We start from the raw sequence: 17,022 nt of genomic DNA, 5'->3' as shown, positions 1-17,022 counted from the left end.
TCATGAAAGTTCTGATCGCCGGGGCCACCGGCTATCTGGGGCGCCACCTCTGCGCCGAATATGCCCGGCGCGGGCAGCATGTCACCGCACTGGTGCGCGCCCGCGCCCGCGCCCCCGGCCACGCCGACCTGACCGTCGAGGCCGAGGCCACCCGCCCCGAGACCCTGCGCGGGGTGATGGACGGGATCGACCTCGTGGTTTCCTCGCTGGGGATCACCCGGCAGGCCGACGGGCTGGGCTACCGCGAGGTGGATTTCCAGGCCAACCTGAACCTGCTGCGCGAAGCCGAGGCGGCGGGCGTGGGGCGCTTTGCCTATGTGCATGTGCTGAACGCCCAGGCCATGGCGGAGGTGCCGCTGGTGGCCGCCAAGGCCGCCTTCGTCACGGCCCTTCAGGCCTCGGACCTGCCCGCCACCGTGATTGCCCCCACGGGCTATTTCTCGGACATGGGCGACATCCTGGCCATGGCGCGCCGGGGCCGGGTCTGGCTGTTCGGTGATGGCCAGGGGCGGCTGAACCCGATCCACGGCGCCGATCTGGCCCAGGCCGTGGCCGAGGCGACCGCAGCGCGCCGGGGCTGGGTCGAGGTCGGCGGCCCCGATGTGATGACCCAGGAAGAGGTCGCCCGCGCCGCCTTCGCCGCCCTGGGCACCACGCCGCGCATCACCCATCTGCCCGACGCCCTGCGCCGTGGCGCCCTGGCGCTGCTGCCCGCCCTGCCGCGCCGGATCGGCGGGCCTGCGCGGTTCTTCCTGACGGCCATGGGGATGGACATGGTGGCGCCCCGCTTCGGCAGGCATCACCTGGCCGATCACTTCGCCGGCCTGGCGCAGGAGCCGAAGGCCCGCCACTGAGGGCGCGGCGCCTTTCGCCCCTGCCCCTCAGGCCACCGGCGCGGGCACCGGGGCGGCGCGGGCGCAGTCGATGATCTTTTCCCGCAGCCAGCGCAGCCCCGGGTCGCGCGACCGGTGCGCCTGCCAGCAGATCGACTGCCGCAGGGGGGCGAAGTCGAAGGGCGCGGGCTTGATCGCCAGCCCGCCGCGCGCCAGTTCCGGCGCCACCAGCCGATGCTGGATCAGCGCCACCCGGTCGGTGCCCCGGATCAGCGCCGGGATGGACGAGAAGGAATAGGTCGACAGCACCTTGACCGGCGTGACCCCCGCCTCGCGCATCACCACGGCGGAATAGCTGTCCTGACCGGTGAAGGGCTCCATCAGCACATGGCGGGCAGCGCAGAACCGCTCGCGCGTCATCGGCACCCCGGCATGGGGGCCGTCGCTGGCCACCAGCACCACCAGATCGTCCTCGTAAAGGATCTGGCCCTCGTGTTCGGCATTGCTCAGGTAGTCGGGCACGATCAGCAGATCCGCCTCGCCCCGTTCCAGCAAGACACTGGGCCGGGCGTGCTGCGGGCGCAGGTTCAGCTGGATGTTCGGCGCCTGATCCGATACCACCCGGCTGAGGCCCGCCCCCAGCACCGACAGCGAGTAGTCCGAGATCACCACGTTGAACACCGCGCTGTCGGTCAGCGGATCGAAGGCCGGACGGATGCGCGTGGCGCTTTCGACCCGCATCATGATGTCGCGCACCGGCCCCTGAAGGGTCTGCGCCAGGGGCGACAGCTCCATCGCGCGGCCCACCTGGACCAGCAGCGGATCGTCAAAGAAGGTGCGCAGCCGTCCCAGGGCGTTCGACATGGCGGATTGGGTGATGAACATCTCTTCCGCCGCCCGGGTCACGCTGCGCGTCTTCAGCAGAATGTCCAGCGCTGCCAGCAGGTTCATGTCCAGCTTGTTGAACCGCATCCCGTCCCCCTCGGCCCCTTGACCGACAATTCACCAGATGAATGCCACACATTCATCGAAGCAATTTTCTGAATACCTCGACCCCTCTTACAACTTTCCCAAGCAGAATCGCAATCCGCCTGGCGGATTTTCAAATGAGGGAGGGGGCATTCGATGAAAATCATCGGACCTGATTATCTTGTCTTCGGCGTCGAGGATCTGGACGGATCCAAGACCTATCTTGAGGACTTCGGCCTGACGCCGGTGCAGCTGGACGCCACCGGCTGGCTGTACGAGGCGCTGGACGGCACCGGCGTCATCATCCGGCACCGCGACGACCCGAAACTGCCCGCGCCGCTGCCGACCTCGAACATGCTGCGCCAGCAGATCTACGGGGTGGTCGACGCCGAGACGCTGGACGCGATCGAGGCCGAGCTGGGCCGCGACCGCCGCGTCACCCGCCTGGCCGATGGCGGCCTGGAATGCCAGGACGACCTGGGCTTCTCGCTGCGCTTCCAGGTGACGATCCGGCGCCCGCTGTCGATGCCCGCCGAAAAGATCAACGCCCCCGGCGCCCCGGCGCAGCGCGCCCCGAACGAGCTGGGCGTCAGCGACGACATGGCCGCCCTGCCCCGCACCCTTAGCCACCATGTGCTGTTCAGCCCCGACAACGACAAGGCCATCGGCTTCTACCGCGACCGTCTGGGCTTCATCATCACCGATGAGCTGACCGGCGCCGGGCCCTTCCTGCGCCCGGCGGCCAACGACGATCACCATACGCTGTTCTTCATCCGCACCCCCGCTTACATGCAGGGGCTGGAGCATCTGGCCTTCCACATGGGCGGCCCGACCGAGCTGATGGTGGCGGGCGACCGCTTTGTCCGCAAGGGCTATCAAAGCTTCTGGGGTCCGGGGCGGCACAAGTTCGGCTCGAACTGGTTCTGGTACTTCAACAGCCCCCTCGGCGTGCATTTCGAATATGACGCCGACATGGACAAGCATGACGACAGCTGGGTGGCGCGCGCCGCGCCCAATGGCCCCGAGGCCAGCCAGATGTTCCTGCTGCAATGGCGCGAGAAATGGGCGCCGGGCGGAGGCCCCGAGGACGCAGGCGGCGCATGAGCCGCCCGCCTCTTCGGCTGTGCCATCGCGACGATGTTCCCGATGGCGCCGCCCGTGGCTTTCTGCCCCTGCCCGGCGCGCCGCGCCAGGTCATCGTGGTCAACCGCGCGGGCCGGCTCGACGCCTACATGGACAGCTGCCCGCATTATCGCGGCGGCACGCCCATGGCCTGGCGCAAGGATGCCTACCTGAACGCCGCGGGCACCCATCTGGCCTGCCACGCCCACGGGGCACTTTTCGACATTGATACGGGGGCCTGCGTGTCGGGCCCCTGTCTGGGACGCAAACTGACCCGGGTGCCGCTGACGGAAGAGGCGGACGGGTCCATCACGGTGCCCGCCCAGGTGGCTGGGCGCGCCGCACGGGAGGGATAGCCATGACGGCAGCAGCACAGAAGGTTCTGGTCATCGGGGGGGGCTTCTCGGGCATGTCGGCGGCCATCATGATGGCCCGCGCCGGGATCGAGGTGGACCTGGTCGAGATCGACGAGGGCTGGCGCAGCTATGGCGCGGGGATCAGCCTGCACGGCGCCACCCTGCGGGTGTTCCAGGAACTGGGCATCCTGGAGGAGTTCAAGGCCGAGGGCGCCGCGACCAGCGGGCTGATCGTGCGGATGCCGCACAATGACCAGGTCATCGTCGAGATCCCGACGCCCTCGATGCCGGGGATCGACCTGCCCGGCAATGCCGCCATCATGCGCCCGGCCCTGGCCGCCATCCTGGCCCGCGCCACCCGCGCCGCCGGGGTCAACGTGCGCCTGGGCGTCACCTTCGAGACCCTGACCCAGGACGAAGACGGCGTCGAGCTGACCTTCACCGATGGCACCTCGGGGCGCTATGACGCGGTGATCGGGGCCGATGGCCTCTTCTCCAAGACCCGCGCCCTGCTGCTGCCCGAGGCCCCCGAGCCCGCCTATGTGGGCCAGGCGGTCTGGCGCGCCGAACTGCCCACGCCCGAGGGTCTGGAGACCCTCAGCATGTGGCTGGGCAAGGGCGTCAAGGTTGGCATCAACCCGGTCTCGCCCGGCCGCAGCTATATGTTCATCACCGAGGACTGCCCCGAGGACATCTGGGTCGAGGACGCCGATCTGCTGCCGCGCATGAAGGCGCTGCTGGACCCGTTCCCCTCGCCCATGCTGAGCGCCGTCAAGGAGGGGCTGAGCGAGGACAGCAAGCTGATCTATCGCCCGCTGAAGGGGATGCTGCTGCCCCAGCCCTGGCATGTGGGCCGCGTCCTGCTGATCGGCGACGCGGTACACGCCACAACGCCGCATCTGGGCGCGGGCGCCTGCATCGGCATGGAAGACGGGCTGGTCATCGCCGAAGAGCTGCAACGCCACGCCACCGTGGCCGAGGCCTTCGCCGCCCATGAGGCCCGCCGCTGGGAGCGCTGCGCCATGGTGGTGAACAACTCGGGCCGCCTGTCCGAGATCGAGATCACCGGCGGCGACCAGGGCGAACACAACGAGATCATGGGCCGCTCGATGCGCGCCCTGGCCGAGCCGATCTGAGCCCGGCGTGACATCCCGCGTCGCGCGGGCGGGATCTGTCCCATGCGCGCGGCGCCGCAAGACCGGCCGGGGCCCCTTCGGGGCGCCGGTCGTCGCTGCACCGGGCCGGAATGACCCCTGGCCCAGATCAATAAACACAACAACGGGCTGGCGGAGGATGCGGCCCGAGGGAGGGACAAGACATGACCAATACCGCAACCGAGGCGGGCGCCGCGCCCGCGCAAAGCTCTGGCGGCCTGCCACGCATCGGCGCCGCGGCGCTGGTGGTCGGCCATTGCGCCGGTCTGATCGACCTGGTGGCCCTGCCGGTCTGGGTCGGCGCCCTGGTGGCGCGCTTTGGCTTCAGCCCCAAGGAGGGCGGCGCGCTGGTGACGCTGTTCCTGCTGGGTGCGGTGCTGGCCAGCGTGCTGACCGCCCGCGCCTTTACCCGTCTGCCGCGCAAGACGCTGACCGTGGCGGGCTATGCGGTGGCCATGGTCTGTTTCCTGCTGGCCAGCCAGCAGACCGCCTTCGCCCCCCTGGCCGCGCTGCACCTGGTGGGCGGGCTGGCCAATGGCATGGCCCTGTCGCTGGTCCATGGCAGCATGGGCCGCGCCGCCAACCCGCACCGGCTGTTTGCCATCGCGGGCGCGGGCCTGGGCCTGACCGGGGTGATCTTCATGGGCGCCGTGCCCACCCTGCTGGAGGCCCAGGGCGGCCATGTGATCTTTCTCGCCTTCGGGGTGATCATGGGTGTCGCCACCCTGGCCTCGCTGCTGGCCTTCCCGCGCCTGCCCGATGTGGTGCGCAGCGAGCGTAGCGCGCCGCGCGTGGCGCTGGCGTCGGGGGTTCTGGCGGTGGTCGCGGGCGTCAGCCTGATGACCTTCAACCAGACCATGGTCTTTTCCTTCGTCGAGGTGATCGCCCATGCCCGCGACTATGCCCCCCAGGCCATCGTGGCGACGCTGATTGTCATGGGCATCGTCAACTTCGTCGGCCCCGCCCCCCTGGCGGCGCTGCTGGAAAAACGCCTGCCCGCGCGCGGCGTGGTGCTGACCGGCCCGGCGCTGCAAGCGGTGCTGGCCATGACCCTGACCTTCGCAACCGCCTTCGCGGTCTGGGCGCCGGTGGCGACAATCTATGTCGGCGTGCAGATCTTCACCCACACTTTCGCCTTCGGCCTGCTGGCCCGGATGGACCCCACGGGCCGCGCCGTGGCGGCCACGCCCGCCATGCTGATGACCGGCTCGGCCTTCGGCCCGATCGTCGGCGGCCTGCTGCTCGAGACCTTCTCGATCCACGCCCTGGGCCTGATGGCGGTACTGATCGCCGCCCTGGCGATCACCGCCTTCGCCCGGGGCACGCGCCACGCCTGACGCGGCCCCACCCGGGCATTCACCCGCTGAATGTCCGGCATTCCCCCTTTCCATTTTCCCAATGGTCAGGGCGCCCATACCACCGGGCGGGATCCCCCGGGGCCCCGCCCGAGAGCCTTTCCAACGCAAGGAGCCTTCCCATGGCTATGTTCGACTACTTCCCCAACTATGTCTGGAACCTGACCGTCTCTATCGCCATCGCCTCGGGCGCCGAGATGGGCGAGATCATGGACATGTGCCAACCCCTGCTGGAGAAATCCAAGAACGGCGAGGATGCGGGCACCAAGGACTTCATGGTCGAATGGGTGCGCGTGGCCGACAAGCTGGTCTCGATCGCCGAAGAGGAAGAAGAGCTGGGCAACCTCTTTTCCGCCGCCGAAAAGCGCAAGCGCGCGGCGCTCTACTACATCCTGGCCGAACGGATGCAGGGCCAGGGCGACCCGGAACGCATGGTGACCTACCGCAAGGGCCTGGAGAACTTTGCCAAGGGCACCTCCCAGGCGGGCGAAAGCGTCACCCGCGTCGAAATTCCCTATGGCGACAAGGTAATCTCGGCCTATTACACCCCGGCCCAGGGCGTCGAGGGCCCGGCCCCGGCAGTGGTCTATCTGAACGGTCTCGATAGCTGCAAAGAGCTGCTCTACTGGTCCTTCCTGCCCCATGAGCTGGCCAAGCGCGGCATCGCCTCGCTCTGCGTCGATCAGCCCGGCACCGGCGAAAGCCTGCGCCTGCAAGACCTGCCCGCCCATTATGACAGCGAGAAATGGGGCACGCCGATCTACGAATGGCTGGCCGCGCGCGACGACGTGGACGCCGAGCGGATCGGCATCACCGGCATCTCGCTGGGCGGCTACTACACCCCCCGCGTCTGCGCCAACGAACCGCGCTATGCCGCCGGTGCCGTCTGGGGCGCCAACCACAACTGGGCCGAAGTGCAGCAAAAGCGCCTGAACCGCGAGGGCGAGAACCCGGTGCCGCACTACTGGAACCACGTCATGTGGGTCTTCGGCGCCAAGGACATGGACGAATTCCTGGCCAAGGCCGAGGGCTTCAACCTCAACGGCCAGATGGAGAAGATCCGCGTGCCCTTCCTGGTCACCCATGGCTCGAAGGACCGTCAGATCGCCCTGGACTACGCCCATCAGGCCTATGACCAGCTGACCAACTCGCCCAAGCGCCGGCTGAAGATCTTCACCGAACGCGAGGGCGGCGTGGAACATGTGGGCGCCGACAACATGAGCTATGGCCGGGGCTATATCGCCGACTGGTTCGTCGAGGTGCTGGGCGGGCGCGCCGCCCCCGATGCGCCGATCTCGAAACCCGATCTGCTGCGGAGCTGAGCCGATGCGTTTTGCCACCCTGCACGACGGCACCCCCGACGGACGGCTGCATCTGGTCAGCCGCGACAACCTGCGCTGCATCCCCACCGAGGGGGTGCAGACCCTGCAACAGCTGATCGAGAGCTGGGACGCCCTGGCCCCCTCTCTGGAAGAGCAATACGCGGCGCTGAACGCCAGCGAGGAAGGCCCCGATTTCACCGCCGCCCCGGTGATGGCGCCGATGCCGCGCGCCTGGCAATGGCTGGACGGATCGGCCTATGACAGCCACGGCGACCTGATGCAGAAGGTCTTCAACCACGATCCGAACCCCAAGGGGCGGCCGCTGATGTATCAGGGCCTGTCGGATCGCTTCTACGGGCCGCTTTGCGACATCCCCCTGCCGCGCGAGGAAGACGGGATCGACTTCGAGGGCGAGTTCGGGGTGATCGTGGATGCGGTGCCCATGGGGTCGACGGCCGCCGAAGCGCGCGCCCATATCCGCCTGCTGGTGCAAATCAACGACTGGTCGCTGCGCGCCGTGGCCCCGGTCGAAATGAAGACCGGCTTCGGCTGGATCCATGCCAAGCCCGCCTGCTCGATGGCCCCCGTGGCCGTGACCCCGGACGAGCTGGGCGCGGCCTGGCGCGATGCCCGGGTCGACCTGCCCCTGGCGGTGGATCTGAACGGCGCCGAATTTGGCCGCGCCGAGGGCTACCCGATGTCCTATGGCTTTGACGAGCTGCTGGCCCATGCGGCCTGCACCCGCGACCTGGTCGCCGGGACGGTGCTGGGCTCTGGCACCGTGTCGAACGAGAACTTCCGCGAGATCGGTTCGTCCTGCATGGCCGAACGCCGGGCGATCGAGCTGCTGGACGAGGGCGCGCCGCGCACCCCCTTCCTGTCCTTCGGGGACCGGGTACGCATGGAATGCCGCCTGCGCGACGGCGGCGCCCTGTTTGGCGCCATCGACCAGAAAGTGGTGAAAGGGGGCCGCGCATGAGCCGGATCATCGACCTGTCCGTCACGCTGACCGACGATTTCCCCGCCGATCCCCCGGGCATGGGCCCGGAGGTCACCTACAAGGCCCATGACGCGGGCGCTGAGGAATACCAAAAGATGTTCGGCGTGCCCGTCGAACATCAGCTGGATCAGGCGGGCGCGGCGATGGAGCGGCTGACCCTGACCACCCACAACGGCACCCATATGGACGCGCCCTGGCATTATCACCCGACGATGAACCACGGCCAGCGCGCGATCACCATCGACGAGGTGCCGCTGGAATGGTGCATGGGCCCGGGGGTGAAGCTGGACTTTCGCGAGGTGCCCGACGGCCATGTGGTGACGGCGGCCGAGATGGAGGCGGAGTTCGCCCGCATCGGCCATGACCTGCGCCCCGGCGACATCGTGCTGGTCAACACCCGCGCGGGCGCCCTTTACGGGACACCGGGCTATGTGGCGGCGGGCTGCGGCATCGGGCGCGAGGCCACCCTGTGGCTGACCGAACGCGGCATGAAGGTCTGCGGCACCGACGCCTGGAGCTGGGACGCGCCGCTGAAGGGCGTGGCCGAGAAGGCCAAGGCGACCGGCCAGTGGGAGCTCTTCTGGGAAGGGCACAAGGCCGGGGCCAAGACGGTCTATTGCCACATGGAGAAGCTGGCCAACCTCGACCAGCTGCCCGACAGCGGCTTTCAGGTCATGGCCTTCCCGGTGAAGGTGGCGCGCGGCTCTGCCGGCTGGTGCCGCCCGGTGGCAATCCTGGCCGACTAGGCGCCCCTTACCGGGCGATGAGACAGGGCGCGTCGGCCGGGCGCGCCCTGTTGCCGTCAGGCCTGCCCCGCGCCCAGGCTGCGCGAGGCGCGGCGGGTCAGGCGGATCCGGTTGACGAAGGCCAGCAGAAAGACCCCGGTCAGCACCAGAACGATGGTGGCGGCGGGCGAACTGTCCAGCCAGAAGCTGGCATAGGTGCCGCCCAGCATCGACAGCAGGCAGACCAGCACTGACACCCCCAGCATCCGCCCGAAACTGCGGGTGGTCAGAAAGGCGATGGCCCCCGGCGCGATAAGCAGCGCCACCGCCAGGATCAGCCCCGTCGCGGTCAGCGTGGCCACGATGGTCAGCGACAGCACGGTCAGCAGCCCGTAGTGCAGCAGCCCCACGGCCAGCCCCGAGGCCCGCGCCTGGGCCGGGTCGAAACTGAACAGCAGCAGATCCTTCCACTTCAGCAGCAGCGCCGCCGTCACCACCACCGCGATGCTGCCCGCCGTCCACAGATCCTGCGCCCCGACGCCAAGCATGTTGCCGTAAAGGATGTGGTCGAGATGCACGTTGGTCGTGATCGAAGTATAAAGCACGATGCCCAGCCCAAACATGCCGGAAAAGACGACGCCCATGATCGTGTCCTGTTTCACCCGGCTGTTCTCGGCCAGATAGCCGGTGGCCAGGGCGGTGACCATGCCCGCCGCGAAGGCCCCCAGCACCAGCGGCAGGCCCAGAATATAGGCCAGCACCACGCCGGGCAGGATGGCATGGCTGATCGCATCGCCCATCAGGGCCCAGCCCTTCAGCACCAGAAAGCACGACAGCAGCGCGGTCGGCACCGCAACGATGGCGCAGATCAGAAAGGCCATCTGCATGAAGGGGAACTGGAAGGGCAGCAACAGGGTCTCGGTCATGCCTCGGCCTCGCCGTTCAGATCCGCGCCGATATCCTCGGCCAGGGCGGCCCGGGCGCGGCGGCGCGCCGCCAGCATCCCGTGTTTCGGCGCCCAGACGAAGACGGCCAGGAAGATCAGGGTTTGCAGGATGACGATCACGCCCCCCGTGGCCCCGTCCAGGAAATAGCTGATCCAGGCACCCGCAAAGCTGGTGCCGGTGCCGATCGAGACCGAGGTCACGATCAGCCGCGGGAAACGGTCGCACAGCAGATAGGCCGTGGCGCCGGGGGTCACCACCATGGCGATCACCAGAAAGGCCCCCACGGTCTGCATCGCCGCCACCACGCTGGCCGCCAGCAGCACGAAGAACACCGCCTTCAGCAGCCCCGGCCGCAGCCCGATCGACCGCGCGTGGCTTTCATCGAAGAAGACCACCACCAGGTCTTTCCACTTGGCCAGCAGCACCACCAGCGACACCGCCCCGATGATCACCAGTTGCAACGTGTCCTCGGGCGAGATCGCCAGGATATTGCCCATGGTGATGGTCTGGATCGAGACCGCCATCGGATTGACCGAGGCCATGAAGAGGCCCAGCCCGAAGAAGCTGGTGAAGATCAGCCCGATGATCACATCCGTCTTCAACCCCGAACGGTCTGACAGGAACAGCATTGCCGCCGCCGCCAGCCCGCCCGACAGAAAGGCCCCCAGGGCGAAGGGCAGGCCCAGGATATAGGCCCCCGCCACCCCTGGCACGACCGAGTGCGAAAGGGCGTCCCCGATCAGCGACCAGCCCTTCAGCATCAGGTAGGAGGACAGGAAGGCGCAGACGCCCCCCACCAGGGCCGAGACCAGCATGGCGTTCAGCATGTAGCCGTAGGTGAAGGGTTCCAGCAGGTGGCTCACTTTTCGCCCTCCGCCACCCGGGTCCGGTCGCCGTATTGTACGAAGGGGCGTTCGTCATCGGTCAGGATGGTGACATGGCGTTCGTCGTCGTCGTCATGCAGATCGGCCCCGCCCAGGGTGAAATGGCGCAGCACGCCGCCAAAGGCGCGGGCCAGGTTTTCGTGGGTGAAGGTGGTCTCGGTCGGGCCGTAGCCCAGCACGGTTCCCTTCACCAGCACGGTGCGGTCGCAGAACTCGGGCACCGTGCCCAGGTTGTGGGTCGAGACCAGCATCACCCGGCCCTCGTCGCGCAGCTCTCGCAACAGGGCGATGATCTGTTCCTCGGTCTTCACGTCGACCCCGGTGAAAGGCTCGTCCAGCAGGATCACCTGGCCCTCTTGCGCCAAGGCGCGGGCCAGGAAGACCCGTTTCTTCTGCCCGCCCGACAGCTCGCCGATCTGGCGGTGGCGGAATTCGGTCATGTTGACCCGGCTCAGGGCCTCGGCCACGGCGGCATGATCGGCGGGTTTGGGGCGGCGCAGCAGGCCCATATGGCCATAGCGGCCCATCATCACCACATCCTCGACCAGCACCGGGAAGGACCAGTCGACCTCTTCGGACTGGGGCACATAGGCCACAAGGTTCTTCTTCAGCGCCTCTTTCACCGTCATCCCCAGCAGGCGAATTTCGCCCCCCGCGACGGGGACAAAGCCCATGATCGCCTTGAAAAGGGTGGATTTGCCCGCGCCGTTCACCCCCACCAGAGCGGTCACCGTGCCGCGCGGAATCTCGAAGGTGGCGTGGCGCAGGGCGGTGTGGCCGTTGCGATAGGTCACGGTCACGTCGCTGGCCCGGATGCCGCCCCCCGCCGCCTCGGCGCGGGGATCTGCGGGGTGGGACTGGCTGTCTGTCATCATGCGTCTTTCCATCGGCCCGCCCTTCGGGCCCAGTGTCGTGACACCGGCCCAAGGATCGCGGGCCGGCGAAAAGGTCGCGCCCTAGTTCAGGCCTGCCTCAAGGCCGTCCACAACGGTCTCGGCGGTGACCCTCAGCAGGTCCAGGTAGCTGGGCACCGGCCCGCCCGGCTCCGACAGGCTGTCCACGTAGAGGACGCCGCCGTATGCGGCGCCGGTCTCGCGCGCCACCTGCTTGGCCGGGTCGGTGTTCACCGTGCTTTCGCAAAAGACCACGGGGATGTCGTTGGCCTTCACCCCGTCGATCACCGCGCGCACCTGCTGCGGCGTGCCCATCTGGTCGGCGTTCATCGGCCAGAGATACAGCTCTTTCAGGCCGAAATCGCGCGCCAGATAGCTGAAGGCGCCTTCGCAGGTCACCAGCCAGCGCTGCGCCTCGGGGATCTGGGCGATCTCGGCGCGCAGCGGCTCCAGCGTGGCGCGCAGCTGATCCGCATAGGCCGCGGCGTTGGCGTGGTAGGTCTCGGCATTCTCGGGGTCATGCTCGGCCAGGGCCGTCTCGATATTGGCGATGTAGATCAGGGCGTTGTCCAGCCCCATCCAGGCATGGGGATTGGGCTTGCCCTCGTAGGACCCGGCCGAGATCGAGATCGGGTCGATGCCCTCGGACAGGGTCACGGCAGGCACGTCGCGCAGGTTGGACAGGAACTGTTCGAACCACAGCTCCAGGTTCAGCCCGTTCCACAGGATCAGATCGGCGTCATGGGCGCGCACGATGTCACGCGGCGTCGGCTCGTAGCCGTGGATTTCCGCCCCGGGCTTGGTGATCGAGACCACCTCGGCCGCCTCGCCCGCCACCACGCTGGCCATGTCGGCCAGGACGGTGAAGGTGGTCACAACCTTCATCTTGTCGGCAGCCACGGCCCCCTGCGCCAGAACCATGGCCAAAGCCGTGCCGCCCAGAATGGCCTTGAATGTCGTCGTCATGAAGGGCCCCTTTCGCTGTTGCAACTTATTCTCAACTAAAAAGAAGGCAAGGGGCATGTCAATGCAGTTGCGAACCATTCGCAGGAATGTCATCAAAGCCGCCGGGCCGCCTGCAAAACAGGCGTTTGGCCGCCTCTGGCCTTGGCCGCGCCCAGGCCCTAGCGTGGCCCGCGCGGCTGCACAGCCGATCCATCGCTGAACCACCCCTCTGAAAGGAGGCGCCGATGCCCCCTCTGCCCCACCCGATTCCCGCCGTGCTGAGCGTTTGCTTGCGCGGTGACGACGTGCTGCTGGTGCGCCGTGCCAACCCGCCCGATGCCGGGCTCTGGGGCTTTCCCGGGGGCAAGATCGACCGGGGCGAAACTATGGCCCAGGCCGCCCTGCGCGAGCTGCACGAAGAGACCGGGCTGAGCGCCCTGTCGGCCGGGCCGGTGCTGGGCGCCAGCGATGTTCTGGACCACGGCCCCGACGGTGCGCTGCGGTTTCACTACGTGCTTCTGGCGCTGCTCTGCCCCCTGCCCGAGGATGCCCCCGCCCCCCAGGCCGCAGATGACGCGCAAGAGGCTGCCTGGGTGCCGCTGGAACAGATCGAGGCGCTGCCGACCAGCGCGGGCGTCGCCGACCTGGCCCGGCTGGCACATCGGACCGCCCGGGGCTAGACCGGGGAGCGCGTGACAAAGTCGCGTCTTGCCAAGGGGTTGCGCACGCCGCCCCCGGGAACGGGCAAAACCCGAGCAAAAGACTCGGACGCCAAAACCCGACAAGTTCAGTCAACTATTTGATTTTATTCACTTTTTCTATTGAACTTCGGCCCCGGTGCGGCTATCTAGGGTTCAAGACAGCAAGCCAGCTCTTCGCCAGCAAGCCATCACCAGACGCCAGCCGACGCCCCAGCCCATAGCCAGGTCCGTCCGCCCGCACCGTCCCACCATCGCAGATCCGATCCGCTCGCCACCGCGCCAGCCCGGTCCCTTCGCCGGACCCCGCCCGCCAGGCCGCCAGCCTCAAGGATCCATCCGACGCTGCCCGCCAGCCGCCCAGCCCGCCGCCCCTCGGGGCCCGCAAGCCAGGTCGCCAGCCAGCCGCATGGGACCACCCCGCCACCGGCGCGGGACCATCCCCCTCTGACACACAACCCATACGATAGTCGGATTTCCCCACAGCCCCCTGTGTATAACTGTGGGGTCAGTGTTTTATTGAGTGTCAGAAGTTACCGAAATGCCAAATGCCTTTGAGGCGCGGCAGCCAGGCGGCCCGGTCACGATCGGGATCGCCGGGCAGGATAGCGCGCTGGAACCTGTTATTCGCATCCTGGAAAGCGAGACCGCGCAGCGCAAGATGAACCTGCGTCTCCGGCGCTTCCCCCTGCCCGACCTCAGCCGCCCCGACGCCTCGCGCCAGCTGTTCAGCTCGGCCCGTCAGGGGGGCTTTGACGCGGTGCATTTCGCCGATCCCCTGCGCCGCGACATCACCGACCTGCTGAGCGACCGGCGCTCTGCCTTGACGCCAGGGCGGCTGGTGGACACCTTGCTGTTCGGCGCCGATGGCCCGCCCCAGGGCTGCGACGCGGGCACCTTCGCCCTTCAGGATCAGCTGGCCCCCTTCCTGTCGGGGCGCCGCGCCGAGCATGTGCTGATCATCGGCGCGGGCACCGAGGGGCAGTCGGTGGCCATGGCCCTGGCCGCGCTCGGGGTCGAGCGGCTGACCTTCTACGATCACGACATGGGCCGCGCCGCCGCCCTGGCCAACCTGATCCACCGCGCCACCGGCGCGCGGGCGGCACTGCTGGCCACCACAGACGGGCTGTTTCACGAAATGTCTCGGCCGGGCGTGACCCTTGGCTGGCTGGATGGCATCGTCAACGCCACCCCGGTGGGCAGCGCGCAACGTCCGGGGCAGGTGCTGCCCGACTGCGGGCTGGCCGCGCCGCTGTGGATCGTGGATATCGCCGCCACCGAGGGGGCCACACCGCTGACACGCGTGGCCCGGGCGCGGGGCTGTGCCCTGCTGACCGGGGCCGATATCGCCCGCCGCCGGGCCGAGCGCCTGTTCCAGTGCAGCGCCGGCGCGACGCTGACGGACTGTGGCAACGGCAGTTGCCGGATCGACCTTGGCCTCGGGGCCCTGCCGCTGAGCATCGCGGGCTAGGCGCGCTCCGTCGCGGCGGGCTCAGGCGCGCAGGACGCCCGTGCGCAGCAGCAGCCATTCGGTGACCCCGCCCTTGCGGGGCGCGACCAGGCAATGCAGGACGAAACGCAGCGGTGAAATCTCGGTCATGGCATCCCCCGATCCATGGTCACAGATGATGCAGATCCCCTAGGCCCCGGGGATGACATTCGCGTGACAGGGCCGTGAAGGCTGCGTGTCAGCGCCCGCGCCCTGCCCCGCCGCATCTGGATTTCCCGCGCCCGCCGCGCTAAGCGCGGAAGATGACCCGCACGATCCTCTTCAACAAGCCCTTCGGCGTCCTGCCGCAGTTCACCGACCGCGGCACCGAGGGCTCGGCCCGCCCGACCCTGTCGGATCACATCGACCTGCCCGGCGTCTATCCCGCCGGACGGCTGGACCGCGACAGCGAAGGGTTGATGGTGCTGACCTCGGACGGGCGGTTGCAGGCCCGCATCAGCCACCCGAAGTTCAAGCAGCCCAAACGCTACTGGGCCCAGGTCGAGGGGATCCCCGAGGCCGCCGCCCTGGACGCCCTGCGCCAGGGGGTCACCCTGAAGGACGGCCCGACGCGCCCGGCGAAGGTGCAGCGGATCGAGGAACCGGCGGGCCTCTGGCCGCGCAACCCGCCGATCCGCGTGCGGCAAAGCATCCCCGATGCCTGGATCCAGATCGAGATCACCGAGGGCCGCAACCGCCAGGTGCGCCGCATGTGCGCCCATGTGGGCCACCCCTGCCTGCGCCTGATCCGCGCCGCCATCGGCCCGTGGGAGCTGGGCGATCTGGCACCCGGCGCCTGGCGCGATGCACCAGAGGCGCGCCTGACCCGCTGAAGGGTATGGGGGGGGGCTCTGCCCCCGTCCCGCCTGCGGCACGCCTCCCCCGGAGTATTTCCGGCTCTCGGATATCCCCAGGGGCGGACAGCGCCGTCACGCCAGGCTGGGTAGCCAAAGCACGATCTGCGGGAAGGCCACCAGCCCGGCGATGGTCACCGCATCGGCCACGAAGAAGGGCATCACGCCGCGGAACACGTCCTGCACCGAGACTTCGGGGCGAACGCCTGCCACGACAAAGCAATTCAGCCCGATGGGTGGCGTGATCAGGCAGAACTCGGCCATCTTCACCACCAGGATCCCGAACCAGATCGCGCACATCGGCCCCGACATGCCGAAGGTGCTCTCGGCGGCCGAGACCAACTCGCCCCCGTTCAGCGCCATCACCGCCGGATAGACCACCGGCAGGGTCAACAGCAGCATCCCGATGGCATCCATGAACATCCCCAGCACCGCATAGGCCAGCAGGATCAGCACCAGGGTCAGCATCGGCGATTGGTCCAGACCGGTGATCCAGTCCGAAAAGGCGCGCGGCAGGTCGGCAAAGCCCAGGAAGCGGACATAGATCAGCACCCCCCAGATGATGGTGAAGATCATCGCCGAAAGCTTGGCCGTCTCGATCAGCGCCTCTTTCAGCTGGGCCCATTTCAGCCCGTTCAGCAGGGCCATGACAAAGACCACCGCCGCGCCAAGGGCGCCGCCCTCGGTGGGTGTGCCCCAGGGGTCGCCGCCGAAGGGGTTGTAGATGAAGAAGACGATGATGAAGATCACGAAGAAGATCGGGAAGGCCGGCGGGATCGCCGCGAACCGCTGCCGCCAGGTGAACCCCTTCACCGGGGGCCCGAATTTCGGCAGCGCCAGGGCCAGGCCGACGATCAGCAGCCCGTAGATCAGCGCCGAAAAGGCGCCGGGGATGAAGCCCGCCAGCAGCAACTTGCCCACGTCCTGTTCCACGATGATGGCGTAGATCACCAGGATGGCCGAGGGCGGGATCAGGCTGGCCAGGGTGCCGCCCGCGGCGACGACGCCTGCGGCGAAGCGCTTGTCGTAGTTCAGTTTCAGCATCTCGGGGATGGCGATGCGCGCGAAGACCGCCGAGGTGGCGACCGAGGCGCCCGAGACGGCGGCGAAGCCCGCCGTGGCGAAGACGGTCGACACGGCCAGCCCCCCCGGCAACCAGCCGACCCAGCGTTTGGCAGCCTCGAACAGCGCCTTGGTCAGGCCCGCGTAATAGGCCAGGTAACCGATCAGGATGAAGGTCGGGATCAACGACAGCGACTGGCTGGCGACCTTGGAATGGGGCACCTGGCCTGCGGTCTTCACCGCCACGGTCAGGGCCTTGCCGAAGCGGTCCGGATCGTAGCCGAACTTCGCCCAGAAGATCCAGATCAGTCCGACCAGGCCCGCGATGCCGGCGGCGAAGGCCACCCGCATCCCCAGCACCACGATCAGCAGAAGAAAGCCCGAGACGGCAATACCGATGTCGATAGGGTCCAT

At 68.2% G+C, this 17,022-nt stretch carries 17 protein-coding genes; 11 read left to right on the top strand and 6 right to left on the bottom strand.

Annotated features, from left to right (window positions below; translation table 11 throughout):
* Positions 1–2: 2 nt before the first annotated feature.
* Positions 3–854, top strand: a complete 852-nt coding sequence (locus tag ACRARE_RS16715; RefSeq protein ID WP_432657593.1) for an SDR family oxidoreductase — start codon at positions 3–5, stop codon at positions 852–854.
* 27 nt (positions 855–881) lie between these two features.
* Here ACRARE_RS16715 and ACRARE_RS16710 read toward each other — a convergent pair whose 3' ends face one another.
* Complete coding sequence (locus ACRARE_RS16710; RefSeq protein WP_432657592.1) at positions 882–1,805, bottom strand: LysR substrate-binding domain-containing protein; 924 nt, start codon at positions 1,803–1,805, stop codon at positions 882–884.
* Positions 1,806–1,958: 153 nt separating this feature from the next.
* Here ACRARE_RS16710 and ACRARE_RS16705 point away from each other — a divergent pair, with 153 nt between their 5' ends.
* The 7 genes from ACRARE_RS16705 (at position 1,959) to ACRARE_RS16675 (ending at position 8,857) form a co-directional block, all read left to right on the top strand.
* Positions 1,959–2,906 (top strand): VOC family protein, encoded by a 948-nt coding sequence (locus ACRARE_RS16705; protein WP_432657591.1) that lies wholly within the window; start codon positions 1,959–1,961, stop codon positions 2,904–2,906.
* Positions 2,903–3,280 carry a Rieske (2Fe-2S) protein gene (locus ACRARE_RS16700; RefSeq protein WP_432657590.1) on the top strand — a complete coding sequence of 126 codons (378 nt, stop codon included), beginning with the start codon at positions 2,903–2,905 and terminating at the stop codon, positions 3,278–3,280. The genes ACRARE_RS16705 and ACRARE_RS16700 overlap by 4 nt, the downstream gene beginning before the upstream one ends.
* A 2-nt stretch (positions 3,281–3,282) precedes the next feature.
* On the top strand, positions 3,283–4,416 hold the full coding sequence (locus ACRARE_RS16695) for an FAD-dependent oxidoreductase (RefSeq protein WP_432657589.1): 1,134 nt from the start codon (positions 3,283–3,285) through the stop codon (positions 4,414–4,416).
* A gap of 182 nt (positions 4,417–4,598) precedes the next feature.
* Positions 4,599–5,771 carry an MFS transporter gene (locus tag ACRARE_RS16690; protein WP_432657588.1) on the top strand — a complete coding sequence of 391 codons (1,173 nt, stop codon included), beginning with the start codon at positions 4,599–4,601 and terminating at the stop codon, positions 5,769–5,771.
* Positions 5,772–5,911: 140 nt separating this feature from the next.
* Positions 5,912–7,111: an alpha/beta hydrolase family protein gene (locus ACRARE_RS16685; protein WP_432657587.1), complete on the top strand. Its 1,200-nt coding sequence runs from the start codon at positions 5,912–5,914 to the stop codon at positions 7,109–7,111.
* A gap of 4 nt (positions 7,112–7,115) precedes the next feature.
* Positions 7,116–8,090, top strand: a complete 975-nt coding sequence (locus tag ACRARE_RS16680) for a fumarylacetoacetate hydrolase family protein (RefSeq protein WP_432657586.1) — start codon at positions 7,116–7,118, stop codon at positions 8,088–8,090.
* Entirely contained in the window at positions 8,087–8,857 is a 771-nt protein-coding gene (locus tag ACRARE_RS16675; protein WP_432657585.1) for a cyclase family protein, read from the top strand. The genes ACRARE_RS16680 and ACRARE_RS16675 overlap by 4 nt, the downstream gene beginning before the upstream one ends.
* 56 nt (positions 8,858–8,913) lie before the next feature.
* On the opposite strand, the gene ACRARE_RS16670 is transcribed toward ACRARE_RS16675, so the two are convergent.
* The 4 genes from ACRARE_RS16670 to ACRARE_RS16655 form a co-directional block, all read right to left on the bottom strand.
* Positions 8,914–9,762 (bottom strand): metal ABC transporter permease, encoded by an 849-nt coding sequence (locus ACRARE_RS16670; RefSeq protein ID WP_432657584.1) that lies wholly within the window; start codon positions 9,760–9,762, stop codon positions 8,914–8,916.
* Positions 9,759–10,646, bottom strand: a complete 888-nt coding sequence (locus ACRARE_RS16665; protein WP_432657583.1) for a metal ABC transporter permease — start codon at positions 10,644–10,646, stop codon at positions 9,759–9,761. The genes ACRARE_RS16670 and ACRARE_RS16665 overlap by 4 nt, the downstream gene beginning before the upstream one ends.
* The gene (locus ACRARE_RS16660; protein ID WP_432657690.1) at positions 10,643–11,539 is read right to left on the bottom strand and encodes a manganese/iron ABC transporter ATP-binding protein; all 897 of its coding nucleotides are present in this window, start codon (positions 11,537–11,539) and stop codon (positions 10,643–10,645) included. The genes ACRARE_RS16665 and ACRARE_RS16660 overlap by 4 nt, the downstream gene beginning before the upstream one ends.
* An 84-nt stretch (positions 11,540–11,623) precedes the next feature.
* Positions 11,624–12,526 (bottom strand): metal ABC transporter substrate-binding protein, encoded by a 903-nt coding sequence (locus ACRARE_RS16655; protein ID WP_432657582.1) that lies wholly within the window; start codon positions 12,524–12,526, stop codon positions 11,624–11,626.
* Between the two features lie 224 nt (positions 12,527–12,750).
* Here ACRARE_RS16655 and ACRARE_RS16650 point away from each other — a divergent pair, with 224 nt between their 5' ends.
* The 3 genes from ACRARE_RS16650 (at position 12,751) to ACRARE_RS16640 (ending at position 15,525) form a co-directional block, all read left to right on the top strand.
* Positions 12,751–13,185, top strand: coding sequence for an NUDIX hydrolase (locus tag ACRARE_RS16650; RefSeq protein ID WP_432657581.1), 435 nt, complete (start codon positions 12,751–12,753; stop codon positions 13,183–13,185).
* 559 nt (positions 13,186–13,744) lie between these two features.
* Positions 13,745–14,674: a hypothetical protein gene (locus tag ACRARE_RS16645; protein ID WP_432657580.1), complete on the top strand. Its 930-nt coding sequence runs from the start codon at positions 13,745–13,747 to the stop codon at positions 14,672–14,674.
* A 281-nt stretch (positions 14,675–14,955) separates the two neighbouring features.
* The gene (locus tag ACRARE_RS16640) at positions 14,956–15,525 is read left to right on the top strand and encodes a pseudouridine synthase (RefSeq protein WP_432657579.1); all 570 of its coding nucleotides are present in this window, start codon (positions 14,956–14,958) and stop codon (positions 15,523–15,525) included.
* A 96-nt stretch (positions 15,526–15,621) separates the two neighbouring features.
* Here ACRARE_RS16640 and ACRARE_RS16635 read toward each other — a convergent pair whose 3' ends face one another.
* Positions 15,622–17,022, bottom strand: a complete 1,401-nt coding sequence (locus tag ACRARE_RS16635) for a TRAP transporter large permease (RefSeq protein ID WP_432657578.1) — start codon at positions 17,020–17,022, stop codon at positions 15,622–15,624.

It is taken from the genome of Pseudooceanicola aquaeponti, assembly GCF_050897975.1.
GTDB lineage: Bacteria > Pseudomonadota > Alphaproteobacteria > Rhodobacterales > Rhodobacteraceae > Pseudooceanicola.
The sequence above is the reverse complement of the archived record's forward strand: the minus strand, read 5'-3'. Positions and strand labels throughout refer to the sequence as shown.